The 25,284-nt window shown below is 70.5% G+C and carries 22 protein-coding genes; 14 read left to right on the forward strand and 8 right to left on the reverse strand.

The features are described from left to right. Positions 1–5: 5 nt before the first annotated feature. From nuoN to G3576_RS27195, 9 genes are all read left to right on the forward strand, one after another. Positions 6–1,424 (forward strand): NADH-quinone oxidoreductase subunit NuoN, encoded by a 1,419-nt coding sequence (gene nuoN, locus G3576_RS27155; protein WP_164697628.1) that lies wholly within the window; start codon positions 6–8, stop codon positions 1,422–1,424. A 7-nt stretch (positions 1,425–1,431) separates the two neighbouring features. After that, on the forward strand, positions 1,432–2,184 hold the full coding sequence (locus G3576_RS27160; protein ID WP_164697629.1) for a biotin--[acetyl-CoA-carboxylase] ligase: 753 nt from the start codon (positions 1,432–1,434) through the stop codon (positions 2,182–2,184). Between the two features lie 6 nt (positions 2,185–2,190). Beyond that, positions 2,191–3,006 carry a type III pantothenate kinase gene (locus G3576_RS27165; protein ID WP_164697630.1) on the forward strand — a complete coding sequence of 272 codons (816 nt, stop codon included), beginning with the start codon at positions 2,191–2,193 and terminating at the stop codon, positions 3,004–3,006. A 149-nt stretch (positions 3,007–3,155) separates the two neighbouring features. Further along, entirely contained in the window at positions 3,156–4,796 is a 1,641-nt protein-coding gene (locus G3576_RS27170) for a ribonuclease J (protein WP_164697631.1), read from the forward strand. 54 nt (positions 4,797–4,850) lie between these two features. Beyond that, positions 4,851–5,159 (forward strand): DUF1467 family protein, encoded by a 309-nt coding sequence (locus G3576_RS27175; RefSeq protein WP_164697632.1) that lies wholly within the window; start codon positions 4,851–4,853, stop codon positions 5,157–5,159. 428 nt (positions 5,160–5,587) lie between these two features. After that, positions 5,588–6,892 carry a proline--tRNA ligase gene (gene proS, locus G3576_RS27180; RefSeq protein ID WP_164697633.1) on the forward strand — a complete coding sequence of 435 codons (1,305 nt, stop codon included), beginning with the start codon at positions 5,588–5,590 and terminating at the stop codon, positions 6,890–6,892. A gap of 2 nt (positions 6,893–6,894) precedes the next feature. Further along, entirely contained in the window at positions 6,895–8,148 is a 1,254-nt protein-coding gene (locus tag G3576_RS27185) for a lipoprotein-releasing ABC transporter permease subunit (protein WP_164697634.1), read from the forward strand. A gap of 7 nt (positions 8,149–8,155) precedes the next feature. After that, complete coding sequence (locus tag G3576_RS27190; RefSeq protein WP_164697676.1) at positions 8,156–9,403, forward strand: lipoprotein-releasing ABC transporter permease subunit; 1,248 nt, start codon at positions 8,156–8,158, stop codon at positions 9,401–9,403. Beyond that, positions 9,396–10,076: an ABC transporter ATP-binding protein gene (locus tag G3576_RS27195; protein WP_164697635.1), complete on the forward strand. Its 681-nt coding sequence runs from the start codon at positions 9,396–9,398 to the stop codon at positions 10,074–10,076. The genes G3576_RS27190 and G3576_RS27195 overlap by 8 nt, the downstream gene beginning before the upstream one ends. 292 nt (positions 10,077–10,368) lie before the next feature. Here the strand turns inward: G3576_RS27195 and G3576_RS27200 are convergent, their stop codons facing one another. The 3 genes from G3576_RS27200 to G3576_RS27210 are packed head-to-tail and all read right to left on the reverse strand — an operon-like array spanning position 10,369 to position 12,449. Next, complete coding sequence (locus tag G3576_RS27200; protein ID WP_164697636.1) at positions 10,369–11,277, reverse strand: hypothetical protein; 909 nt, start codon at positions 11,275–11,277, stop codon at positions 10,369–10,371. Further along, a complete protein-coding gene (locus tag G3576_RS27205) occupies positions 11,270–11,965 on the reverse strand; it encodes a class I SAM-dependent methyltransferase (protein WP_164697637.1) in 696 nt (231 codons plus the stop codon). The genes G3576_RS27200 and G3576_RS27205 overlap by 8 nt, the downstream gene beginning before the upstream one ends. A 10-nt stretch (positions 11,966–11,975) precedes the next feature. Continuing rightward, positions 11,976–12,449, reverse strand: coding sequence for a nucleoside deaminase (locus tag G3576_RS27210; RefSeq protein ID WP_164697638.1), 474 nt, complete (start codon positions 12,447–12,449; stop codon positions 11,976–11,978). 83 nt (positions 12,450–12,532) lie between these two features. Between G3576_RS27210 and dnaE the strand changes: the two genes are divergently transcribed. Then, positions 12,533–15,979, forward strand: a complete 3,447-nt coding sequence (gene dnaE, locus G3576_RS27215) for a DNA polymerase III subunit alpha (RefSeq protein WP_164697639.1) — start codon at positions 12,533–12,535, stop codon at positions 15,977–15,979. Between the two features lie 43 nt (positions 15,980–16,022). On the opposite strand, the gene G3576_RS27220 is transcribed toward dnaE, so the two are convergent. Continuing rightward, positions 16,023–16,454, reverse strand: a complete 432-nt coding sequence (locus tag G3576_RS27220) for a hypothetical protein (protein WP_164697640.1) — start codon at positions 16,452–16,454, stop codon at positions 16,023–16,025. Positions 16,455–16,574: 120 nt separating this feature from the next. Here G3576_RS27220 and G3576_RS27225 point away from each other — a divergent pair, with 120 nt between their 5' ends. The 3 genes from G3576_RS27225 (at position 16,575) to G3576_RS27235 (ending at position 18,451) form a co-directional block, all read left to right on the forward strand. Next, a complete protein-coding gene (locus G3576_RS27225; protein ID WP_164697641.1) occupies positions 16,575–17,330 on the forward strand; it encodes a hypothetical protein in 756 nt (251 codons plus the stop codon). Continuing rightward, on the forward strand, positions 17,327–18,019 hold the full coding sequence (locus G3576_RS27230) for a hypothetical protein (RefSeq protein ID WP_164697642.1): 693 nt from the start codon (positions 17,327–17,329) through the stop codon (positions 18,017–18,019). The genes G3576_RS27225 and G3576_RS27230 overlap by 4 nt, the downstream gene beginning before the upstream one ends. 96 nt (positions 18,020–18,115) lie before the next feature. After that, positions 18,116–18,451: a hypothetical protein gene (locus G3576_RS27235; RefSeq protein ID WP_164697643.1), complete on the forward strand. Its 336-nt coding sequence runs from the start codon at positions 18,116–18,118 to the stop codon at positions 18,449–18,451. Between the two features lie 50 nt (positions 18,452–18,501). Here G3576_RS27235 and G3576_RS27240 read toward each other — a convergent pair whose 3' ends face one another. Genes G3576_RS27240 through cysQ form a run of 4 tightly spaced genes read right to left on the reverse strand, consistent with a single transcriptional unit; the run spans position 18,502 to position 23,172 of the window. After that, positions 18,502–19,548, reverse strand: a complete 1,047-nt coding sequence (locus G3576_RS27240; RefSeq protein ID WP_164697644.1) for a glycosyltransferase family 4 protein — start codon at positions 19,546–19,548, stop codon at positions 18,502–18,504. After that, positions 19,545–20,822, reverse strand: a complete 1,278-nt coding sequence (locus G3576_RS27245) for a glycosyltransferase (RefSeq protein WP_164697645.1) — start codon at positions 20,820–20,822, stop codon at positions 19,545–19,547. Before G3576_RS27245 ends, G3576_RS27240 begins: the two co-directional genes overlap by 4 nt. After that, positions 20,815–22,374: a hypothetical protein gene (locus tag G3576_RS27250; RefSeq protein WP_164697646.1), complete on the reverse strand. Its 1,560-nt coding sequence runs from the start codon at positions 22,372–22,374 to the stop codon at positions 20,815–20,817. Before G3576_RS27250 ends, G3576_RS27245 begins: the two co-directional genes overlap by 8 nt. A 12-nt stretch (positions 22,375–22,386) precedes the next feature. After that, entirely contained in the window at positions 22,387–23,172 is a 786-nt protein-coding gene (cysQ, locus tag G3576_RS27255) for a 3'(2'),5'-bisphosphate nucleotidase CysQ (protein ID WP_164697647.1), read from the reverse strand. Positions 23,173–23,345: 173 nt separating this feature from the next. On the opposite strand from cysQ, the gene cysN reads away from it, so the two are divergent. Next, positions 23,346–25,253 (forward strand): sulfate adenylyltransferase subunit CysN, encoded by a 1,908-nt coding sequence (cysN, locus tag G3576_RS27260; protein WP_164697648.1) that lies wholly within the window; start codon positions 23,346–23,348, stop codon positions 25,251–25,253. Positions 25,254–25,284 lie beyond the last annotated feature (31 nt).

The following is a 25,284-nucleotide window of genomic DNA, read 5'->3' on the forward strand; positions in this document are numbered from 1 at the left end:
GCCCGATGAACTGGACCCTCGCGCTGCCGGAGATCGTGCTCGGCATCTCCGGCCTGCTCATCCTCGCGGGTGGGGTGATCCCGAAGAAGGACAGCTTCTTCCCCGTCTCCATGGCCGTGATCGGCGCGCTGGTGCTGACCGCCGCGCTGGTGCTGGGGCAGGGGGAGGGGACGGCCTTCATGGGCCAGTATGTCTCCGACGGCTTCTCCCGCTTCGCCAAGGTGCTGATCCTGGCCGGCGCCGCGCTGGCGCTGGTGCTGGCGCTGGACTTCAACGCCAAGGCCGGGCTCGATCGCTTCGAATATGCGGTGCTGATGCTCTTCGCGGCGCAGGGCATGATGGTCATGGTCTCGGCCAATGACCTGATGAGCCTCTATATCGGGCTCGAGCTGCTCTCCCTCTCGCTCTACGTCATCGCGGCCTTCGACCGCGACAATGCGCGGAGCGCCGAGGCTGGCCTCAAGTATTTCGTGCTGGGCGCGCTGGCCTCGGGCCTGCTGCTCTACGGCTCCTCGCTGGTCTATGGCTTCGCGGGCACGACCAACTTCGACCGGCTGGCGGATGCGCTGTCCTCCGGCCAGGTGGGCATGGGGCTCGTCATCGGGCTGGTCTTCGTCCTCGCCGGGCTCTGCTTCAAGATCAGCGCCGTGCCCTTCCACATGTGGACGCCGGACGTCTACGAAGGCGCGCCGACGCCGGTGACGGCCTTCTTCGCCACCGCGCCGAAGATCGCCGCCATCGCGCTGCTGATGCGGGTGCTGGCCGGGCCCTTCGGGGACCTCTCGGCGCAGTGGCAGCAGGTGATCTGGTTCGCCTCCGCGGGTTCCATGCTGCTCGGCGCCTTCGCGGCGCTGACGCAGAAGAACATCAAGCGGCTGATGGCCTATTCCTCCATCGGCCATGTCGGCTACGCGCTGATGGGCCTGGCGGTCGCCACCGATGGCGGCTTCCGCGGCGTGCTCGTCTACATGGCCATCTACCTCGTCATGAACCTCGGCACCTTCGCGGTGCTGGTGGCGATGCGCCGGAACGGCAAGACGCTGGAGCAGGTGGACGATCTGGCGGGGCTGGGTCGCACCGATCCGCAGATGGCGCTCTGGATGGCGATCTTCATGTTCTCCATGGCGGGCGTTCCGCCGATGGCGGGCTTCTTCGGCAAGCTCTACGTCTTCCTGGCCGCGGTGCAGGAAGGCTTCTGGGTGCTGGCGCTGATCGGCGTCTTCACCAGCGTGGTCGGCAGCTACTACTACCTGCGCATCATCAAGGTCATGTACTTCGATGCGGCGCAGGCACCGCTCGATCCGCGCAGCGCCGGCGTGACAGTGGTGATGGCGGGCACGGGTCTTCTGACGCTGCTGTTCTTCCTGTTCCCCGCCCCGATCATCGCCGCGGCGCAGTCCGCCATCGTCGCCCTGGCGGGATGACCGGCGCATGACGTTGCCGCCGGCCGCCCCTCCGGCTGGATGGCGGCTGCGGGTGCATGAAAGCCTGGGCTCCACCACCGATCCCCTGCTGCGCCTGGCCGCGGCCGGGGAGCCGGAGGGGATTGCCGTGCTCGCGCTGCGCCAGACGGCGGGGCGGGGCCGGGATGGGAGGGCCTGGGACAGCCCTGCGGGCAACCTCTACCTTTCCGCGTTGCTGCGGCCCGGCGGGTTGGCGCGGGATGTGGGGCAGTGGGCCCTGCTGTCCGCCGTCGCGCTGCATGACGCGCTGGCGCCGGACCTGCCCCCGGGCGCGCTTCTCAGCGCCAAATGGCCGAACGACCTGCTGCTGGATGGCGCGAAGGTCGCCGGCATCCTGACCGACAGCGCCGCGGATGCCGCCGGGCGCATCGAATGGATCATCTTCGGCATGGGCGCCAACCTGGCCGTCGCGCCCGCCGTGCCGGGGCGCCCGACCGCCTGCCTGGCGCGGCCTGGCCAGGACGCGCCGGATCCGCGCGTGGTCGCTGCGCGGCTTCTGGGCGCCATCGACCATTGGCGCGGCGTGCTCGCGGCGCAGGGCTTCGGCGCGATCCGGCAGGCCTGGATGGCGCGCGGCCCGGCCATGGGGCAGCCCCTGACGATGCGGGATGGTCGGTCCGGCACCTATGCCGGATTGGCAGAGGACGGCAGCCTGCTGCTGGCGGGGGAGGGGCGCGTGCTGGCCCTGTCCTCCGGCGAGGTTGGCGGGGAGGCGAGGTAGGGTTCGATGCTTCTGGCAATCGATGCAGGCAATACGAATGTCGTCTTCGCCGTCCATGACGGCCATGAATGGCGTGGCCGCTGGCGCATCCGCACCGATGCCGAACGCACCTCCGACGAATACGCCGTCTGGCTGCTGACGTTGCTGCAGCATGCCGGGCTGAAGCCGCATGACATCGAGCGCTGCGTCATCGGCACCGTCGTGCCCGCCGCGCTCTACAACCTCCGCCGCCTGTCCCGCGAATGGTTCGAATGCGAGCCGCTGGTGGCGCGCGCCCATCTCGACTGGGGCTTCGACATCCGCGTGGACGCTCCGCATGAGGTCGGCGCCGACCGCCTGCTGAATGCGCTGGCGGCGCATGAGCGATACAAGGGCCCACTGATCGTCATCGATTTCGGCACGGCCACGACCTTCGACGTGGTCGCGAAGGACGGCGCCTATCTCGGCGGCGTCATCGCGCCGGGCATCAACCTCTCGATCGAGGCGCTGCACCGCGCCGCGGCGCGCCTGCCGCGGATCGGCATCGGCCGCCCGCAGGCGGTGGTCGGGCGGAATACGGTGGCGGCAATGCAGTCCGGCATCTATTGGGGCTATGTCGGCCTGATCGAGGGCATCGTTGCGCGAATCCGGGCGGAGCAGGAGGAAGCGGTAGATGATCGCCTGAAGGTGATCGCGACCGGCGGCCTCGCGCCCCTCTTCGCGGAGGGGACGACGGTGATCGAGACGACGGACCAGGATACCACCTTGGACGGGCTGCGCCTGTTGGCGCTGCGCAATCCCGCCCCCATCTTCACCCGGACCGCGCGACGCGACGACCCCTGAGGCGAGGGCTGGACCCAGCCCCCTCGGCCCGGTCAGCGTCGCGCCCCGAAACGACCAGGAAGCGCCATCCGGCCCCGACCGAGGGGTCCGGGCGGGTGGCCCGCTTCCAGACGACGACGACTGAACCGACTGAGAACTGGAAGAACAACATGAATGGAGATTTGGCCTTCATCCCGCTTGGCGGGACGGGGGAGATCGGACTCAACCTCAACGTCTATCGCTGTGACGGGGATCTGCTGGCCGTGGATTGCGGCCTGGGCTTCGGCGGTCCGGAGCATCCGGAGGTCGAGGTCATGGTACCCGACCCGGGCTGGCTGGCCGAACGGCGGGACCGGCTGCAGGGCCTGGTCATCACCCATGCGCATGAGGACCATGTGGGAGCCGTCGCCCATCTCTGGCGACAGCTGCGCTGCGAGATCTGGTGCACGCCCTTCGTGGCCGCGGTGCTGCGCCGGAAGCTGGGCGAAGCGGGCCTCGGCCCGCAGGTGAAGGTGAACGTGGTGGCGCCCGGCGGGCGGTTCCAGGTGGGCAGCTTCGACCTGGAATTCCTCCGCGTCTCGCATTCCGTGCCGGAAGCGCAGGCGCTGGCCATCCGGACCAGGTTCGGCAACGTGCTGCATACCGGCGACTGGAAGCTCGATCCCCAGCCGCTGATCGGCCCGCCGACGGATGAGGCCGCCTTCGCCCGCTTCGGGGCGGAAGGCGTGCTGGCCATGGTCTGCGACAGCACCAACGCGCTGGTCGCGGGGCATTCGGGCAGCGAGGCCGAGGTGCGGCGGAACATGACCGCCCTCATCAAGGGCATCAAGCGCGGCCGCATCGCCGTCACCTGCTTCGCCACCAACCTGGCCCGCGTCGAATCCGTGGCCGTCGCGGCGCGCGCCGCGGGGCGGGAGGTGGCGCTGTTCGGCCGCAGCCTGCGCAATGCGGAAGCCGCGGCGCGGGAATGCGGCTACCTCCGCGACACGCCGCCCTTCCTGTCGGAGGAGGAGGCGGAGGATGTGCCCGACGACAAGCTGGTGGTGATCTGCACCGGCAGCCAGGGCGAACCCCGCAGCGCCATGTCCAAGATCGCGGCCGACACCCATCCGCACATCTCGATGGGGGAGGGGGATACGGTGATCTTCTCCTCCCGCATGATCCCCGGCAATGAGCGCTCCATCCTGCGGGTGCAGGACGAGCTGGCGCGGGCCGGCGTCGATGTCATGACCGCTGATGACCACATGGTGCATGTCTCCGGCCACCCGGCGCGGGACGAGCTGAAGCGGCTCTATCAGCTGGTGAAGCCGAAATACTGCGTGCCGGTGCATGGCGAATGGCGCCACATGAACGAGCACGCGAACCTGGCCGAGAGCCTGGGCGCCATCGCGCATGTCATCGAGGATGGCGACGTGCTGCGCCTGGCGCCGGGGCCGGTGGAGACGGTGGAGAGCGTGCCGGTCGGGCGCCTTGCCATCGATGGCGACCGGCTGCTGCCGCTGGATGGGGACGTGCTGGCGGCGCGGAAGAAGATGCTGATGAACGGCGTCGTGGTGGCGAGCTTCGCGGTGGATGGGTCGGGCCGCGTGCTCGGGCAGCCGCAGATCTCGGCGCCCGGTCTCTTCGACGGATTCGGGGAGGAGCCGGCGCAGATCGCGGCCGACCTGGCCCGCGCCGTGACGGAGATGCCGAGCGCGACGCGGCGGGAGGACGGGCTGCTGCGTGAAGCCGCACGCAGCGCCGTCCGCAAGGCCGTCGGCCGGCGGCTGCGCAAGCGGCCCTCGGTCGAGGTGCATCTGCTGCGGGTTTGAGGTTCGGGGCTGGGCGGCGCCTGTCGCCGCCCGCCTCCAGGAAGGTCAGGGATCATGGACTGGTTCACGGGCATCGTGACCTACCTGTTGCTGTGGTGGGTCGCTCTGTTCTGCGTGCTGCCGATCGGCGCGCGGCCGCGGGATTCGGAGGTGGAGGAAGGCGGCTGGCGCGGTGCGCCGTCCAATCCTCGGCTCGGCATGAAGGTGCTGGGGACGACGGTGCTGGCCGGCGTGTTCTGGCTGGCCGCCTGGGGGCTGATGGCGACGGACCTGATCAGCTTCCGGGATGGCTGGTGGGCCTATGGCGGGCCGGAGCAGTCGAGCCCGATCCCGGGTGTGGCGCCGAGCCGTGCACAAAATTAAGGCGGCCAACCCGCCTCCCCGCGGGTGCCGCCCGTAAAACGCGCAGTTTTGTTCTGGAAGCCTGTTTTTTGGCTTCCGATGGTGGCGTTTTCTGTTGTGCCACCTTGGTTCACAGGGTCACATTGGGTCCAGGGAGAGGTTGATCCTCTCTCTGCCGTGTGACTGGCGTTTCCTCCCTAAACTCGGGCGGCACCTGTGGTGCTGCCCGTTTTTTTTGTAGCCCCCCTCGATGCGGGTTGGGAAGGGGTTTCTTAAGCGCCGGAGCGTTTTTTCGCTCTTTCCTTGCCGAAAACCGGGGTCAACGCGAACATTTGTTGCTGCGGTGCAGCACGTGAGGGCCTCGGCCCTCTCTCCGTTCCGGGTGGTGTTTCCCGGGCGCGCAGGGCGGGCTAGGTATGCGCCCCCGACCTCCGCTGAGGATCCGCCCCTTGCGCCTCTCCCGTGCCTTCCTCCCCACCCTGAAGGAAACCCCGGCGGAGGCGACCATCGCGTCCCACCGCCTGATGCTGCGCGCGGGGCTCGTGCGGCAGACCTCGGCCGGCATCTACGCCTGGCTGCCGCTGGGCTGGCGCGTGCTGCAGAAGATCGAGCAGATCGTGCGGGAGGAGCAGGACCGCGCCGGCGCGCAGGAGATCCTGATGCCGACCATCCAGTCGGCCGACCTCTGGCGTCAGTCCGGCCGCTACGACGCCTATGGGCCGGAAATGCTGCGCCTGCGGGATCGGCATGACCGCGAATGCCTCTACGGCCCCACCAATGAGGAGATGGTGACCGACATCTTCCGGGGCTACGCCAAGAGCTACCGCGACCTGCCGCGCAACCTCTACCACATCCAGTGGAAGTTCCGGGACGAGGTGCGCCCGCGGTTCGGCGTCATGCGCGGCCGCGAATTCCTGATGAAGGACGCCTATTCCTTCGACCTGACGAAGGAAGGCGCGCAGCACAGCTACCGCCAGATGTTCCTGGCCTATCTCCGCACCTTCGCTCGCATGGGGCTGAAGGCGGTGCCGATGCGCGCGGATACCGGGCCGATCGGCGGCAACCTCTCCCACGAATTCATCATCCTGGCGGAGACCGGCGAGTCCCAGGTCTTCGTCAGCCAGGACCTGCTCGACATGGATGCGCTGGCGAGCGCGCCGGATTACGGCGCCGACCTGGCGCCGGCCGTGGATGCCTGGACCAGCCACTACGCCGCCACCGAGGAGATGCACGACCCCGCCGCCTGGGAACAGGTGCCGGAAGCCAAGCGCGTCTCCGCCCGCGGCATCGAGGTCGGCCACATCTTCTATTTCGGCACCAAGTACTCCGCGACCATGGGCCTGTCCGTGCAGGGGCCGGATGGCAAGACCGTGGTGCCGGAGATGGGCAGCTACGGCATCGGCGTCTCCCGCCTGGTGGGCGCGACGATCGAGGCCAACCACGACGAGCAGGGCATCAAGTGGCCGGATGCGGTCGCGCCCTTCAAGGCCGTGGTGATCAACCTGAAGCAGGGCGACGCCGCCTGCGACGCGCTGAGCGAGCGGATGTATGCTGCCATCCCCGAGAGCCTCTATGACGACCGCAGCGAGCGCGCCGGCCCGAAATTCGCCGATGCCGACCTGATGGGCCATCCCTGGCAGGTCACGGTCGGGCCGCGCGGCGCGGCCAATGGCGTGGTGGAGCTGAAGCGCCGCGCGACGGGCGAGAAGCAGGAAGTCTCGCCCGAGGATGCCCTGACGAAAATCCTGGGCTGAGGATGTTCGGGGCGTTCGAACGCGCGGTCGCGGGCCGCTACCTCCGCGCCCGCAAGGGCGAGCGCTTCGTCTCCATCATCGCCATCTTCTCGCTGGTCGGCATCGCGCTGGGCGTGGCGACGCTGATCATCGTCATGGCGGTGATGAACGGCTTCCGGCAGGACCTCATCGGCCGGATCATCGGGCTGAACGGGCATCTCATCGTGCAGCCCGCCAGCGGCAACCGGCTGCCGGACCATGCGGGCCTGGTCGCGCGGTTGCAGGCGCTGCCGGGCCTCACGCAGGTGGCGCCCATCGTGGAGGGGCAGCTTCTGGTGACCAGCGAGGCCGGTGGCGCTGCCGGCGCGCTGGTGCGCGGCATCGCGCCCGCCGACCTCCGCGCGCGCAGCACCATCGCCTATGCGCTGCGCCGCGGCACGCTGGACGACTTCCGCGACCAGGACGCGCTGGTGATGGGACAGCGCATGGCCATCCGCATGGGCGTCCGCGTCGGCGACCGCGTCAGCCTGGTGCTGCCGCAGGCGCGTGGGTCGGACTTCACCGCCGCCCCCAAGCTCCGCAGCTTCCAGGTCGTGGCGCTCTTCGATGTCGGCATGCCGGAATACGACAACCGGCACCTCTTCATCCCCCTCGATGCCGCGCAGGATTTCTTCGGCCTCGGCGATGCCGTCAGCCAGATCGAGCTGATGGTGGCGGACCCGACGCAGGTGCGCGGCGCGACGGAAGCGGTGCGCGCCGCGCTCGCCGGCCAGCCGCTGCGGATCGCCGACTGGCAGGACACCAACAGCACCATGTATGCGGCGGTGGTGGTGGAGCGGAACGTGATGTTCCTGATCCTGACCCTCATCATCCTCGTCGCCGCCTTCAACATCATCTCCTCCCTGACGATGCTGGTGAAGGACAAGGGCAAGGACATCGCCATCCTGCGGACCATGGGCGCGACGCGCGGCGCCATCCTGCGCATCTTCCTGATCTGCGGCGGGTCCGTGGGCTGCGGCGGCACGCTGATCGGCTTTGCCCTCGGCCTGACGGTCTGCCTGAACTTCGAGAATCTCCGCGCGGGCGTGCTCGCGCTGCGGGGCACGCCCTTCTTCAGCCAGGAACTGCTCTTCCTCGCGCAACTCCCCGCCGTGGTGGACCCGCGGGAGGTGGTGCAGGTGCTGGTGATGGGGCTCGCCCTGTCGCTGCTCGCCACGCTTTATCCGTCGTGGCGCGCGGCGCGCATCGATCCCGCCCAGGCGCTGCGCCATGGCTGAGCCTGGCATCTTCGGCCCCTTCGAGCGTGCCGTCGCCGCGCGCTACCTCTGGGCGCGCAAGGGGGAGCGCTTCGTCTCCGTCATCGCGGGCTTCTCGGTCGTCGGCATCGCGCTCGGCATCGCGACACTGATCGTCGTGCTGTCCGTGATGGGCGGCTTCCGGCAGGAATTGCTGGGGCGCATCCTCGGCCTCAACGGCCATCTCGGCGTCACCGGCGAACGCGGCACCGTCGAGAACTTCGCCGACATCGTGGCCCGCATCCGCGCCCTGCCGCAGGTGGCGCAGGCGACGCCGGTGGTGGAAGGCCAGGTGCTGCTGACCAGCGATGGCGGCAGCGCCGCCGGCGGGCTGCTGCGCGGCATCGCGCCCGATGACCTCCGCGCCCGCCGCATCGTGGCGGAGAACATCCGCGCGGGATCGCTGGCCGATTTCCAGGGCGACGATTCCATCCTCATCGGCGTCGGCCTGGCGCGGCGGCTTTCCGTCGGCGTGGGCGATCGCGTCACCGTCGTCTCCCCCATCGGCCGCGTCACCGTCTTCGGCACGGTGCCGCGGCTGCGTGCCTATCGCGTTGCCGCCATCTTCGAAGTCGGCATGCAGGATTACGACGCCGGCTTCACCTTCGTGCCGCTGCCCGCGGCGCAGACATTCTTCCAGATGCCGCGCAGCGCGACCCTGGTGGAGGTCCATCTCCGCAATCCCGACGAGGTGCTGGAAGCCGCGCAGGCCATCCGCGCCGCGGCCGGCCCGTCGCTGCGCATCACCGACTGGCAGGACGCCAATAGCGGCTTCTTCCAGATCGTGCAGGTGCAGCGGAACGTGATGTTCCTGATCCTGACCCTCATCATCCTCGTCGCCGCCTTCAACATCGTCTCCAGCCTGACGATGCTGGTGAAGGACAAGGGGCGGGACATCGCCATCCTGCGCACCATGGGCGCGGGACGCTTCGCGGTGCTGCGCATCTTCCTGCTCTGCGGCGCGGCGATCGGAGGGCTCGGCACCGTCCTGGGCTTCGGGCTCGGCCTGATCTTCTGCGCCAATATCGAGAGCATCCGCCAGGCGCTGATGGCGGCGACGGGCACCACGGTCTTCGACCCCAATGTCTACCTGCTGACGCAGATCCCCGCCGTGGTGGACCCGCATGAGGTCGCGCAGGTGCTCGGCCTCGGATTCGGGCTCTCGCTGCTGGCCACCCTCATCCCGAGCTGGCGCGCCGCGCGGCTCGATCCCGTGGAAGCGCTCCGCAATGAGTGAACCCGCCCTGCGCCTCGCCGGCGTGATCCGCCGCTTCCGCACGGAAGCCGGCGAGCTGCCGGTGCTGACCGGCGCCGAGCTCTCCCTCGTGCCCGGCGAGATCGTCGCCCTCGTCGCGCCCTCCGGCACCGGCAAATCCACCCTGCTGCACCTGGCCGGGCTGCTCGAGAAGCCCGATGGTGGCGAGGTCTTCTTCAACGGCCAGGCCGCCGGCACCCTCTCCGACGATGCGCGCACGGCCATCCGCCGCCAGGGCATCGGCTTCGTCTACCAGTTCCACCACCTGCTGCCCGAATTCTCGGCCGCCGAGAACATCATCCTGCCCCAGCTCGCCGCCGGCACGCCGCGCCGCGCCGCGACCGAACGCGCCCACGCGCTGCTCGCCCGCTTCGGCCTGGCGAAGCGGGAAGACCACCGCCCCGGACGCCTCTCCGGCGGCGAACAGCAGCGCGTCGCCATCGCCCGCGCGCTGGCCAACCAGCCCCGCGTGCTGCTGGCCGACGAGCCCACCGGCAACCTCGACGTGGAGACCGCCGACCGCGTCTTCCACGAACTGCTCGACGCCGTCCGCGGCAGCGGCATGGCCGCCCTCATCGCCACCCACAACCCCGACCTGGCCGCGCGCATGGACCGCGTGGTGACGCTGCGGGGGGGGAAGATCGAGCAGGCGTAGCCGGGCCCGGGCGTGGGGTGCGCTGGTGGCCCCCGGAGAGGGGCCGCCGGCCCCTCTCCAGACCTCTCCCCGCCAAGGGCCAGCGGGCCCTTGGAACCCCATGAGATCGGGGGATGGAGGGAGGGGCACCGCGCGACCGCTTGTCCGGAGCGCGTTCCACGCCCCTCCCTCCATCCCCCGATAACCTCGCGGTCCAGGGGCGCGACGCCCCTGGCGGGGAAGGGGTTCGGGGAAGGGGCGGAGCCCTTTCCCCGAGGCAACCGGAGCAGCCTACGCCCGGGCGCGCCACCGCCTACGCGAACACCCCCTCATGCAGCCCCACCTCGAAGGCCGAGGCGCGGATCAGGTCGAGGAGGTAGGGCGCCGAGGAGATGGTGCGGAGCCGTCGCATGCGCAGGCGGGCGGTGCGCCATTCGGCGTTGCCGAAGCTGTCGCGGATCGCGTGGAGGTGGTCGATGACGGTGGTGGCGTCGGCGCTGGCGGGGATCTGGAAGGGGTAGTCGGCGCCGAGCAGTCCGGTCGCTTCCTCATCGTCATCGGCGATGACGACGATGGCGCCGGCATGGGCGGCGGTGAAGCCCTTGGTGAAGGGCTTGAAGCCTGCGCCCCAGAGCGCGCGGGGCCGAAAGGCGTAGTGCAGGTTGTAGCCTGGCAGCTGTTCGAACCAGTGGTTCTTGTTCGCCGTCAGCGTCTCGATCGTCGTGACCAGCCCGGCTTCCCGCACGGCGTCGAGGTGTGCGGCGTTGTCGAGGTTGCCGAAATAGCCGCAGGCGAAGTGGTCCCACTGGCAGGCGACGGGCCAGAGGTCGAGGTCCACATGGTGCGGCAGGTGCAGCACGGGCTTGTCCGGCCAGGTGGCGCGGAGGTGCCGGTATTGCAGGGCGGAGACGGCGATGAAGCCATCGGCAGGGTCGCCATCGGCCGCGGTCACGCGGCGGTCCACGAAATCCACCAGCACCGTGCAGCCCGCCGCCTTCAGCCGCGCCACCACGTCCTGCGGCTTCGGCATCAGCGCCGATTTGTTGACGATGGCGACGGCGTTCTCGATGGCTTCGTCGGTGAAGGCCACGCGCACGCGGCGGCCGTAGTCCTTGGCCACCTCGGCGAAGAGGCTCGCGAGTTGCCGTCCTCGGAGATGGGCGGAGCCCGCCCGCTGCTGCGCCCGCTCGATGACGAAGACGATATCGCGCGCTTCAGGCATTCCGGCGCCAGGCTTCGCGGTAGGGCGTCTTCTCCACCACGATCATGCTGTCGTGGAAGTGCAGCCCGCCGATGGCGGTGCCGATGGTGTTGCGCCGCTCCAGCCGTCCCTCGCGCTGCTCCGGATGTTCCCGGAAGCGGGCGCGGTGGCGGTTCGGCACCATGAAGTCCGGCATCATCTTGTCTGCCAGGCCCTTGAAGTAGTCGTAGAAGTTGATGCCGAGCGTGGTGTCCTGGTGGGAGGGATAGTGGACCGTGTGGGTGTCCTCCACCACATAGAGGCCGTCTTCCGCCAGCACCGGGAACAGCGCGAGGAAGGTGCCGACCACGTCGCCCTGCTGGTGCGATCCGTCATCGATGATGATGTCGGGGGTGCCCGTCGCGGCGATCACCTCGTTCAGGAAGTCGAAGTCGCCCTGCGCACCGGTGAAGACCCGGTCGGCGATGCCGGCTTCCTCCACCGCGCGGCTGGCGGGGTCGAGGTCTATGCCGAAGATCCGCGCCTCCGGCCCGAAATATTCCCGCGCCACGCAGAGCGACCCGCCGCCCTGCACGCCGATCTCCAGGTAGGTGATGGCGCGGCCATCCCGGTAGGGCGCGAGGTAGCGGTCATAGAGGTCGAGGTAGTGGTCCCATTTGTCGGACCGGAAGGCCTTGGGCGCTTCCCAGATCTGGCGATAGGTCTTCATGCGCGCGATCCTACCAGAAGCCGCGATGCGGCGCCTCCGCCTCGTCCTCCAGCAGCGGCCCTTCCACGGCGATGCTGCGCTGGCCGGCGGCGAAGACCTGGCGGCAGGGCAGGTCCATGGTCAGGTTCTCCGGATGCGGGCCGATCAGCGCCTTCAGGCGTGATTCCGACAGGCCATAGACCAGCCGCCCGATGCCGGCCCAGTAGATCGCACCGGCGCACATGGCGCAGGGCTCCGCGCTGCTGACCATGGTGGCGGTGGCGCGGACCTCCGGGCTGAGTTCGATGCAGGCGCGGGTGGCGAGCAGCCTTTCGGCATGGGCGGTGCCGTCGCCATGCGGGTGGAAGCCGTTCTTCGCTTCCATCAGCACCGTGCCGTCGGGCGCGGCGAGGAGGGCGGCGAAGGGGTGGTTGCCCTCCGCGCGGCTTTCCTCGGAGAGGGCGATGGCCCGGCGGAGCAGGGGGAGGTCGGTCGAGTCGCGCATTGTCCACAGCCTGGGATGGCGGCCGGCTGCGGCGCAAGGCGAAGTCGTGGATTCCGGGCCCATCGGGCCCTACCTTGGGGGGCATGAGCAGCTTCATCCACCTCCATACCCATTCCGCCTATTCGCTGTCGGAGGGGGCCATCAAGGCGGACAAGCTGCCGGCGCTGGCGCGGGCGGATGGCATGCCGGCGGTGGCGCTGACGGACAGTGCCAACCTCTTCGGTGCGCTGGAATTCAGCCAGGCCTGCACGGGCAAGGGCATCCAGCCCATCATGGGTTGCCAGCTCAACCTGGCGCGCGGCGAGACGGATGAGGGTGGCGGCCGCGCCAGCGACCCGAACCGCAACCGGCCGGACCCGATCGTGGCGCTGGCCATGGATGCGGCGGGGCTCGAGAACCTCCAGCGCCTCTCCTCCTTCGGCTACCTCGCCTCCGATCCCTCCGGCGAGCCCTGCGTGACGCTGGCCGCGCTGGCGAGCCACAGCGAAGGGCTGTTCCTGCTGACCGGCGGCACCACCGGCCCGCTCGGCCGCCTGCTGGCGGAAGGGCGGCGGGACGCCGCGGAGAAGCTGCTGGCGAAGCTGGCAGGGATGTTCCCGGACCGCCTGGCGGTCGAGCTGCAGCGCCATGGCCTGCCGGTGGAGAAGGTGATCGAGCCCGGGCTGCTGGCGCTGGCCGATGCCGCGCGGCTGCCCATCGTCGCCACCAACGACGTCTATTTCGCGAAGCCGGAGATGCATGCGGCGCATGACGCGCTGCTCTGCATCGCGGAGGGCCGCGTGATCGCGGAGACCGACCGTCGCCGCGTGACGCCGGAGCACTACTTCAAGTCGGCCGCGGCCATGCGGGAGCTGTTCGCGGACCTGCCCGATGCGTGCGACAACACCCTCGCCATTGCGCGGCGCTGCGCGGTGATGGCGGAATCGAAGAAGCCGGAACTGCCGATCTGCCCCAAGGTGAAGCCCGGCATGACGGAGGCCGAGACGGTCGCCGACATGGCGACGAGCGGCCTCGAGAAGCGGCTGGAGGACCAGGGCACGCCGGAGGCGGAGCGGCCCAAATATCGCGAACGGCTCGCCTATGAGCTCTCGGTGATCGAGAAGATGGGCTTCTCCGGCTACTTCCTCATCGTGGCCGACTTCATCCAATGGGCGAAGCAGCACGACATCCCCGTGGGCCCGGGGCGCGGATCGGGTGCCGGTTCCGTCGCCGCCTGGGCGCTGCTGATCACCGACCTCGACCCGATGCGCTTCGGCCTGCTGTTCGAGCGCTTCCTGAACCCCGAGCGCGTGTCGATGCCGGACTTCGACATCGACTTCTGCCAGGACCGCCGCGACGAGGTGATCCAGTATGTCGTGCGCGAATACGGCGCCGACCGCGTCGCGCAGATCATCACCTTCGGCAAGCTGCAGGCCAAGGCCGCGGTGCGCGACGTCGGCCGCGTGATGGGCCTGCCCTATGGCCAGGTGGACCGCATCGCCAGCCTCATCCCCTTCAACCCCGCCAAGCCCGTGACGCTGGCGCAGGCGATCGAGGGTGAGCCGAAGCTGCAGGAGATGCGCGACAATGACGAGCAGGTGAGCCGCCTGCTGGAAGTGGCGCAGGAGCTGGAGGGGCTGTACCGCAACGCCTCCACCCACGCCGCCGGCGTCGTCATCGGGCGCAAGGAACTGAACGAGATCGTGCCGCTCTACCGCGATCCGCGCAGCCCGATGCTGATCACGCAGTACTCGATGAAGTATGTCGAGCAGGCGAGCCTGGTGAAGTTCGACTTCCTGGGCCTCAAGACCCTCACCGTCCTGCAGCGCGCCGTCCAGATGCTGGCGAAGCAGGGCGTGGAGATCGCGCTGGAGCGCATTCCGCTCGATGACGCCAAGACCTACGCCATGCTCGCCAAGGGCGATGCGGCGGGCGTGTTCCAGTTCGAAGGCCAGGGCATGCGCGAATGTCTCCGCATGATGCGGCCCGACCGGTTCGAGGATCTGATCGCGGCGGTGTCGCTGTATCGCCCGGGCCCGATGGCGAACATCCCCGCCTATTGCCAGCGCAAGCATGGCGAGAAGTGGGAACCGCCGCACCCCGCCATCATGAACATCGTGGGCGAGACCTACGGCATCCTGGTCTACCAGGAGCAGGTCATGCAGATCAGCCAGGAGCTGGCGGGCTACAGCCTGGGCGGCGCCGACCTGCTGCGCCGCGCGATGGGCAAGAAGATCCGCAGCGAGATGGAGGCGCAGCGCAAGATCTTTGTCGAGGGCGCCGTGAAGAACGGCGTACCGGAAGGCAAGGCCGGCGAGATCTTCGACCTCATGGAGAAGTTCGCGGAATACGGCTTCAACAAGTCGCACGCCGCCGCCTATGCGCTGGTCAGCTACCATACGGCCTGGCTGAAGGCGAACCACCCGGTCGCCTTCCTCGCCGCCTCGATGTCGCTCGACCTCGGCAATACCGACAAGCTCGCGGGCCATATGCAGGAAGCCGCGCGGCTCGGCATCGCGGTGCTGCCGCCGGATGTGAACAAGTCGGGCGCGGAATTCGTGCTGGAGAACCGGGAGGATGGCAGCGTCGCCATCCGCTTCGCCCTTGCCGCGGTGAAGCGCGTGGGCCTTGGCGCGATGAAGGACCTGGTCGCGGCGCGCGATGCCTCCGGCCCCTTCGCGTCCCTGTCGGATTTCGCGGGGCGCGTCGATCCGAAGCTGCTGAACAAGATGCAGCTGGAGAACCTGGCCCGCGCCGGCGCCTTCGACAGCCTGGAGAAGAACCGCGCGAAGATGGTGCAGGGGGTGGAGGCGGTGCTGCGCGCGGCGCAGGAAGCGGCCGAGCGCCGCGCCAACCCGACGCGCGACATGTTCGGCGCCGAGACCGCGCCGCCGCCGCTGCGCCTGCCGGAGGCGCAGGACTGGCCGACGCTGGAACGCCTGACCTATGAGGCGGAGGCCGTCGGCTTCCACCTCTCCGCCCATCCGCTGGATGCCTACAAGAAGGTGCTGACCAAACTCGGCGCCGTTTCCTCGGCCCATATCGCGGAACGCGCGCGCGGCGGGTCGGCACGGATGAAGCTGGCGGGCACCGTCGTCGCCATCAAGTCCGGCCGCACCAAGACCGGCAACAAGATGGCCTGGGTGAAGTTCAGCGACGCCGAGGGCAGCTACGAGGTCACCTTCTTCAGCGAGACGCTGGCCCGCGCCGACGGGATGCTGACGGAAGGCCAGGCGCTGGTGGTGACCACCGAGGTGCGCCTCGATGGCGATACGGTGCGCCTCACGGCGATGGAGCTGGAGCCGCTGGAGAAGGTGGCGCAGGGCATGGCCACCGGCATCCGCCTCTGGCTCGACCAGACCGCGGCGGTGGACCACATCCGCACGCTGCTCGGGCGGGAAGGCAAGGGGCGCGGGCGCGTCGTGCTGGTGCCGGTGACGGGGCCGGGGCAGGAGGTGGAGATCGCGCTGCCCGGCGGCTTCAACGTCTCGCCCCGCCTGATGCAGGCGATGAAGGTGGTGCCGGGGATCGCGGAGGTCGAGGAGATCTAGAGTCTTCCCGGCACGAGCTGCGTTCAGGCGAACGCAGCGTGCCTCAGGCCCCGCCGAACACCGTCGGGATCGCCGCCAGCATCAGGGCGATCTGCGCGGCGTTGTAGGCCATGCCGGAGAGTTGCAGGCGCCTCAGCCGACGCGGCGTCTCCGCCCCCGGGGCGCGCAGCACCGTGTCGATCGAGGCCAGCACCCGGGCCCGCAGCGCGAAGGCGGCCGCCGCCAGCAGCGCAACGCCCATCGCCACCGCCGGCGCGCCGGCCGCGAGCAGGGCCAGCGCATCCAGCGCGCCCAGCACCGCCACCGCCAGGAAGCTTGCATGGAACAGGCCGCGCAGCATGCGCCCGACGATGGGATCGGCGAGCGGGCGCAGGAAGAAGGTCAGCGACGCGAAGGCGAAATAGAGCATCGGGAACAGCAGGACGATCGTCGCCATCAGCGCCATGGCGGGCGGGGTGAAGACCTGGGCGTTCATCGGCGCCTCCTTCGACCGTGTCGAGGACATCATGCCTCCGCCCTGGTCGGCGCGGCAGGGGCCATCGGGGCGATTCCGCCCGGCGCCGCGATGGTCTAGGAAGGGAGCATCCCGAGGAGGATGCCCGCCCTGTCGTCTCCCCTGCTCGATCTTTCGCCCGACCGGCAAGCCGCGGCGCTGCTGGATGCCGGGCTGCTGGCCCACCATGCGCTGCGGCTGCGCGAAGCGGCGGGACCGCTGCTGGAACGGCTGGGGCCGGATGCGCGCATCTTCGGCGAATTCGTGGTGGAGCAGCTGGCGCGGCTGTCCGCGCAGGCGGACAGCCTGGCGCAGGCGCAACAGGAAGCGTCGCTGACGCGGCAGGAAAGGCTGCGCATCGACCCGCTGCCGCAGATCCCCGCCGCCCGGCGCATCGCGGCCCGCAGCCCGGCGGCGGCGGCGGAGGAAGGCCCCACCTTCGTGGAGGCCGGTACGCCCGATTTCATCGGCCATGGCTGGTATGGCGTGGAGCCGACCGCGGGCGGCGTGCTGCGCTGGTCCGGGCAGGGCGCCTGGGCATCCCTTCTGCTGCCGGCGCTGGGCGGCGGCGACCTGGTGCTGACCGTCGCGGTCCACGCGCCCTTCGGCAGCACGCTCGACATGGCGGCGGAGGAATGGGTGCTGGACGGCATGCCCTTGTCCTTCGAGCCGTTGTCGAGCGATGGCCGGAACGGGCTGTTCTTCGCGCGGGTGCGGCTGCTCGAACGCCCCGCCGGGTCCCGCGCCACGCTGCTGCTGCGCACCACCCCGCGCACGGACCCCGCCGAGGGGCCGCGACGGGACCCGCGCGCGCTGGGGCTCGGCCTGTCCTGGGCGCGGATCGAGCGCGCGGAGTGAGCCGGCGAATCCTGATCAGCGGCGACCTGCTGCGGCCGCAGGAAGAAGCCTTCCGCCCGGCGCAGCGGGACAATATCCGCTGGTTCCACCGCCTGGTCCGCCGCCCGCTGGCCGCCGCCACCGGCCTGCCGGTGGAGACGGTGTTGTGGGACCACCTCGGACCCGGCTTCGACACACCCGGCTTCTACGCCGCCGCCGGCGCGACGCCGGATGTGGAGGGATGGGTCTCACTGTTCGATGCGCCGGCGCTGACGGCGGAGGCGATCGGCATGATGGCCGCCGCCTATGCCGATGCCGCGGTGGTCGTCGGCTTCGAATTGGCGGAAATCCAGAAGCGCCTGCTCACCCACCTCGGCATCACCTGGATCGACGTCAACATCCACCCCTACCGCTTCGGCCCCGACCTGCTCTTCGCCATCGCGACGGCGGAGCCGGAGGTGATGGCGCAGCTGCGGCGCCACCACGCCGATGACCTGGTCTTCGAACCCTGGGCCGACCTGCTGGCCGCGACGGTCAGCCGCATGCCGCCGCACCGCCCGATCACGGAACCCTGCCTGGTGGTGGGGCAGACCCGCGTGGACCGGGCGCTGATCCGCGACGGAAGGCTGCTCGACCTCAGCCATTTCGGCCCTGCCTTGCGGGAGGCGGTGGGAGAGGAAGGGCGCGTGCTGTTCAAGGCGCATCCCTAAAACCCCGATGGCTTCGGCATCCACCAGGTCGGCCTCCCCTTCGCCCGCATCCGGGACGTCACGGAGAACAGCTACGTCCTGCTCGGCCTTGACGCGGTGAAGCGGGTGATCGGCGTCTCCTCCTCCCTGGTGGCGGAGGCGCGGTTCTTCGGGAAGGAGGGCCTGTTCCTCGGCACGCCGCCCTTCCGGATCGCGCCGGACCGCCAGGCGCTTCGCGTCGGGCTGCATGCCAGCGTGGTGGATGCCTGGGCCGCGGCGGATTTCTGGCGCGACCTGCTGGCGCCGCTGGTCCCGGTGACGCAGCATGACGGCCACCGCCCGGTGCTGCCGCCCAATGCGCTGCGTGCCTCGCTCCGCCAGTTCTGGGGCTGGGACGAGATCTTTCTCCAGCTGCCCTGGGACATCGCGGCGGCCCGCGCGGCGGCGCGGTAGGAACCGGGCGCGGCGGCGCGATAGGAGCCGGGCGCGGCGGCGCGGTAGCCTCAGCCGAGGAGCTTCAGCACCTCGACCGCCGCGGCCTCGATCGCCGGCACGCCGTGGTGGCGGTCGACATGGCGGCGCGCCTGCTGGCCCATGCGGATGCGCAGCTCGTCATCCGCCAGCAGCATCTCCACGGCATGCGGCAGCGCGGCTTCCGCCACCAGCAGCCCCGCCGCGCCATGCGGGATGCCGCCCTGGATGGTGCTGCGATAGGCGACGACCGGCACGCCGCAGGCCATCGCCTCCACCGTCGCGCGCGGCAGCCCATCCATGGAGGAGGTGTGCACCATCACCCGCGCACGACGCAGCGCGGCGAAGACCTCCGCCTGCGGCAGCCTGCCCGTATAGGTGATGTTGGGCCGCAGCCTTCCGGGCACCGCGCGGCGGAAGTCGCGCAGCCCCGTGCCGCCCCCCACCAGCATCACGCGGTGCCTCGCGGCGAAGGGGACCAGCGCCTTCTGGTTCTTCCGGTCGTCGCCGAAATTGCCGACATTGATGATGTCGCAGGCGGCCTCCTCCAGCGGCACCGGGCGGCCATCCCCCGCCGCCGCCAGGTCCAGGTATTTCGGCAGCACCAGCGCCTGGCCGGCGCGGAACAGGGCGCGGAAATGCTGCACCAGCTGTTCCCGGTATTCGCCCAGAACCAGGGAGGCCTGCGGCAGGAGCGGATCCGTCACGCCGCCGCCCACGATGAAGCCGCAGCGCGTGCCCGGCTCCATCGCCGCCTGCGTGTCGGCGTTCACGCGGTAGCCCAGGCCCTTGTAGAGCACGACCCCCGGCGCGAAGGCGCGCAGCTCCGCCTTCAGCGCGGCGGAGACCTGGCGATGCGGGATGTCCTGCGGGTTGTCGGCGGGGCAGAAGGTGGCACGCACGGCGCCCTCCAGCACCGTCTCCTCCTCCGTCGCCTCGCCGCCATGCAGGCGGAAGATCCGCGTCTCCATTCCCTGTGCCGTCAGCGCGCGGGCCAGCACGGCTTCGCGCATCGCGCCGCCCATGCTGCGCTGGGCGTGCGACATGACGATGGCGAGCCTCGGCGTGGTGGCGCTCAACCGCGGGGCCCCGCGGCGAAGGCGGCGTCCAGCCCCGCCGCGAAAGCGGCATCCAGCGCGGCGAGGAACTCGTCCCGCGTCATCACGTCGCGCAGGCTTTCGGCATGGCGCGCCCGGATGCCGGGCGCCGCCGCCTCCGCCATGGCGCGCGCCAGGTCCACCGGGGAGGCGCGCTTGAAGTGCATCCCGTCCACGCCGGGCAACACCTTCTCCGCCATGCCACCGATATCGGCCACGATCAGCGGCGTGCCGGCGCGCCGGGCTTCCTGGATCACCACCGGCGAGTTCTCCCACCAGATGGACGGCATGACCGCCCAGCCGACCGATCCCATCAGCGCCACCGCGTCGGCGGGATCGTAGCGCCCGGCGAAGGCCAGGGCCTGGCCCACCTCCGTGATGACGGGGTCGAGCGCCGGGAACAGCCGCACCACCTCCTCCCGCTCCGCGCCGAACACCGTCAGCGTGATGGCGGGGTTGGCGCGGAGCGCCAGCGGCAGGGCGCGCAGCAGCACGTCGAGCCCCTTGAACAGCGTCGGCGACCCGAAGAAGCCGAAGCTGGTCGCCGCGGCCGGGGCGGGCGCGATCGGCCGGGGCAGGGCCAGCGCCTCGTCGCCCAGGTAGTTCTCGATCACCGCGGCATGCGGGCGCGTCAGGCCCCAGGCCTCGTAGCGGTCGCGGATGAAGGCGCTGGGGTGGATCACGGCATCGAAGCGGCTGAGGGTGGACAGCAGCGTCGCCTTGCGGATGGCGAAGCGTTCCAGCGTCTGGTCCGGGAAGCAGGTGAGGCAGCGCATCGGGCTCTCCGCCCGGCAGAGTTCGCGCGACTGGGTCCGCACCATCTGGCCGTGATGCAGGCAGATGGCCAGCATCTCATGCATGGTGATGGCGAAGCGCGCATCGGGGCGCGCCGCCATCAGGTCCACGATCAGGTCGGTGCCGACGCGCCAGTAGTGATGCAGGTGGAAGACATCGACCGGCAGGCTCGCCAGGAACTCCACCAGCACGCGGCGCTGGTGCGGGTCCTCCCAGACCAGCCGGTCCTCCGCCATGCCGGCGAAGGTGTAGATGTATTCATCCTCCCCATGCGGCATCACCGGCTCGATCGCGCGGCTGGCGGCGTAGCGGGTGCCGATATCGCTGGCCGCGACCAGGATCGGGCGCCGGCCGGCGTTGCGCAGCGCGTGGAACTGGCGCCAGGCCGCCATCTCCCCGCCGCCCTTCGAGAAATCTGGGTGGGAATGGCTGAGGATGCAGATGCGCGGCGCGTCACGCATGGGAAGCGCCCTCCATCCGGGCGCGGGCGGCGGCATCGCCGGCGGTCCAGAGTTTCGCGAGATGGTCGTTCACGAGGTCGGTGACCGCCGGGCTCGCCATGGCATACGGCACGGGCGGGAAGGGGAGTTCGCCCGGCGTCGCGCGCATCAGCCGCAGCAGCCGCGCCAGGCTGTCCGGCAGCCCCGCGCCGCAGCCCGCCACGCCATGCAGCGCGAGCAGCCGCGCCAGGTCGGCCTGCCGCAGCGCCGGGACCAGGGCCTGCGCCACCGTCGCGCCGGCCGCCAGCGCGGTGGCGAAGCGCGCCACATCCACGGCCAGGATGCCATCCTGCCCCGCGGCGTCCCGCAGCGCCTGCACCGCCTCCGCCCCGGTCGCCACGGGCAGGCGGCCGCGGCGGGCGAAGACCTGCGCCACCGCCTCCGCCGCATCGCCCATCACCAGCAGGCGGTCGCAATGGCGCTCGATTTCCGGCGCCAGGCCATAGAACAGCCGCGCCGCGGTCGGGTCATCGGCGCCGATCAGCAGCAGGCTCCGCGGCGCATCCGCTGGCGGGGCGGAGGCGGCCTGTGCGGCCAGATCCTCCAGCACCGGCAGGAAGGCGGCTTCCCGCCGCGCGATCACGTCCCGCAGCAGCGCGAGCGCCGGGCCGCTGCCGGCATCCAGCGGCAGCGCCGCCAGCCGGTTGCCGCGGGCCAGCGCATCCAGCATCGGCGGCACGGCGCCGGGGCGGGGCTGGATGCGCAGGCAGGTCTCCTCCTCCGCCCGCAGCCGCGCATGCAGCACCACCTCCAGCCCCTGCAGCCGGTCCAGCCACCCGGCCTCGATGCGCCCATAGGCGGCCATGGCGGTGGGCAGGGGGGCGGCCTTCCATTCGGCCAGCGGCACCGGCACCAGTGCGGGCAGCCCGCCATCCGCCGCGGCGTAGTAGCCGATCAGCGCGGCCTCCAGCGTGGCGTCGGGCGGCACGGGATGGGTGGCGCGCAGCATCACCACCACCTCCCCGGACGGCGTGCTCAGCGCCTCCACCTCCGCGAAGGGCGCCAGCCTTTCCTGCCGCCCGCGCACCAGGGCCAGGCGCCCCAGCCACTCCCCGAAGGCGCCATAGGCACGATCCGCCCGCGCGGCGAGCGGCGCCAGCAGCGGCGTCGCGGCGGCATCCCGCAGCAGGCCGAAGGCAGCCTGCCAGTCCGTGGCGGCCAGCACCGCGGGCAGGTCCCGCGGGATGCGCCCATCCCGCAGGTCCGCCCGCACCGTGCGATCCCCCGCCTGCAGGGTGAAGACCAGCTCCGACGGCGCCTCCACCGGCGTGGCGAAGGCCAGCGCGAAGCCGTTCACCGCCGCCTGGCGCGGGTCCGTCGGATGGATGGAGGGGCGGGCATGGAAGCTCGAATGCTCGATCGGGCAATCGCCGGCGCGGCCGGCGGCGATGGAAAGCTCCGTGCCTTCGCCCCGCGGCGTCATCGCCCAGCCCAGCACCAGGTGGTGCCGGGGCGAGAGCGGGATCACCGCATCGATGCCGAGTTGCAGGCTCTCATCCGCCGCGACGATCATCGGCCGGTTCCCTCAGCCGCCCCAGGCGATGAAGGCGCCATTCAGGAAGCCCTGTTCCGTCTTGCCGTAGCGGAAGGGGGCGCCGGCCGGGGTCTCGACGCGGCCGCCCGCGGCTTCCAGCACCGCCTGGCCCGCCGCCGTGTCCCATTCCATGGTCGGGCCGAAGCGCGGATAGACATCGGCCTCCCCCTGCGCGAGCAGGCAGAACTTGATGGAGGAGCCGATGGACCGGTGCTCCCCGATCGGCAGGCCGGCCAGGAAGGCGGTGGTTTCCGCATCCATGTGGGACCGGCTGGCGACGGCGGTCCAGTCCGTGGCCGGGCGCGGCCGCGCCTGGATCGCCCGCCACTCCGCCAGCGACGGATCGGCGCCCACCGCCAGCCTGGCCGCCTGCGCGCCGACGCCACGGATGCCGCGCCAGGCCATGCCGAGGGCGGGCGCATAGACCACGCCGCAGACCGGCACGCCATCCTCGATCAGCGCGATGTTCACCGTGAACTCGCCGGAGGGGCCGAGGAATTCCCGCGTGCCGTCCAGCGGATCGACCAGGATGAAGGGCGCGCCGGCGCGCAGCGCCACATGCAGCGCATCCTCCTCCGACACCACGGGGATGCCGGGCGCGGCACGCGGCAGTTCGGCGGCGATGACGGCATCCGCGGCCAGGTCGGCCTCCGTCAGGGGCGAGCCGTCCGACTTGGAGGCGACGCCGTAGCTGCGGGCGCGCACCTCCACCACCCGCTCCCCCGCCTCGGCGGAAATCGCGGTGAAGCGGGCCAGCAGCGCGTGCAGTTCGTTCATCAGCCTCGGGCATCCTCGCATCCAGGGCGGGCGGGCCGCGCATCTTGCCGGTCGCCGTCCCGCCATGGGATAGCAGGCTTGTATCCGGCCGGCGGCCCCCGGGGGAACCCGGGCCCGCGCGGGCATGCGCGGAAAAGGGGCCGGGCCCGCGCCGGCAGGCGCGGAAGAGGGGAATGACAGCCGCGATGGACGCCGAGATCACCGCCGCCGGGGCCGATGCGCTGGGGGCGGCCGGAAGAAGGGCGCGCGGGCTGCTGCGGTTCCTCACCTGCGGGTCCGTCGATGACGGGAAGTCCACGCTGATCGGCCGGCTGCTCTATGACAGCCGCCTCATCATGGACGACACGCTGGCGACCATCGCCAAGGACAGCCGCAAGCACGGCACGGTGGGGGAGGAGATCGACCTCGCGCTGCTGGTGGATGGGCTGGAGGCGGAGCGCCAGCAGGGCATCACCATCGACGTCGCCTACCGCTTCTTCGCCACACCCGCGCGCAGCTTCATCGTCGCCGACACGCCGGGGCATGAGCAGTACACGCGCAACATGGCGACGGGCGCCTCCAACTCCGACCTCGCCATCATCCTCTGCGACGCCCGCAAGGGCGTGCTGACGCAGACCAGGCGGCATTCCTTCATCGCCTCCCTGCTCGGCATCCGCCATGTCGTGCTGGCGGTGAACAAGATCGACCTGGTGGGCTTCGACCAGGCCGTCTTCGACCGGATCGTCGCGGAGTACACCGCCTTCGCCGCGGGGCTGGGATTCCAGACGCTGGTCGCCGTGCCGCTCTCCGCCCGCTTCGGGGACAATGTCACGGCGCGGTCGGCGCGCACGCCCTGGTACCAGGGCCCGACGCTGCTGGAACACCTGGAAGCCGTGGATACGGAGACGGATGCGGCCAGCCGGCCCTTCCGCTTTCCCGTGCAATGGGTGAACCGGCCGAACCAGGATTTCCGGGGATTCTCCGGCACCATCGCCTCCGGCCGCGTCGCGGTGGGGGACCGTGTCGTGGTCGCGGCCTCCGGCCGTTCCAGCACGGTGGCGCGCATCCTCGGCCCGGATGCGGACCAGCAGGAGGCCTCGGCCGGGGAGGCGGTGACGATCTGCCTGGCGGATGAGGTGGATGTGGCGCGCGGCGACGTGCTCGCCCCGCCGCAGGACCGGCCCGCGGTGACGGACCAGTTCGCGGCCCATCTGCTCTGGATGGATGAGGATGCGATGCTGCCGGGCCGGCAGTACCTGATGCGCATCGGCAATCTCTGGACGCCGGTCTCCGTCACCACCATCAAGCACCTCATCGACGTCAACACGCTGAAGCAGCTGCCGGCGCGACGGCTGGACCTGAACGAGATCGGCTTCTGCAACCTCTCCGCCGCGCAGCGCGTGCCGGTCGATGCCTATGCGGAGAACCGGCAGACCGGCGCCTTCGTGCTGGTGGACCGCTTCACCAACCGCACGGCCGGCGCGGGCATGGTGGCCTTCGGGCTGCACCGCGCCACCAACATCCACCAGGAGGAATTCCTGGTGGACAAGGCCGCGCGCGCGGCGCTGGACCGGCAGGTGCCGCTGGTCCTGTGGTTCACCGGCCTGTCCGGATCGGGCAAGTCCACCATCGCCAAGCTGGTGGAACAGGCGCTGCATCGCGAAGGCCGCCATACCTACACGCTGGATGGCGACAACCTCCGCCATGGGCTCAACCGCGACCTCGGCTTCACCGATGCCGACCGGGTGGAGAACATCCGGCGCGTGGGGGAGGTCGCGAAGCTCTTCGTCGATGCCGGGCTGATCGTGCTCTGCTCCTTCATCTCGCCCTTCCGGGCCGAACGGCGGATGGTGCGGGAGCTGATGGGCAAGGGCGAGTTCATCGAGGTCTTCGTCGATACCCCGATCGAGGAATGCGTGAAGCGCGACCCCAAGGGGCTCTACGCCAAGGCGATGGCGGGGACGATCAGGAACTTCACCGGCGTCAGCAGCCCCTATGAGCCGCCGGAGGCGCCGGAACTGCGCATCTCCACCGTGGGCGTGACTCCGGCGGAGGCGGCGGAGGCGGTGCTGGCGCATCTGCGGCAGGCGCTGGCGCGTTGACCCGGGGCCCTTCGAAGGGCTAGGGAAACTA

Source organism: Falsiroseomonas algicola, assembly GCF_011040385.1.
Classification (GTDB): domain Bacteria; phylum Pseudomonadota; class Alphaproteobacteria; order Acetobacterales; family Acetobacteraceae; genus Falsiroseomonas; species Falsiroseomonas algicola.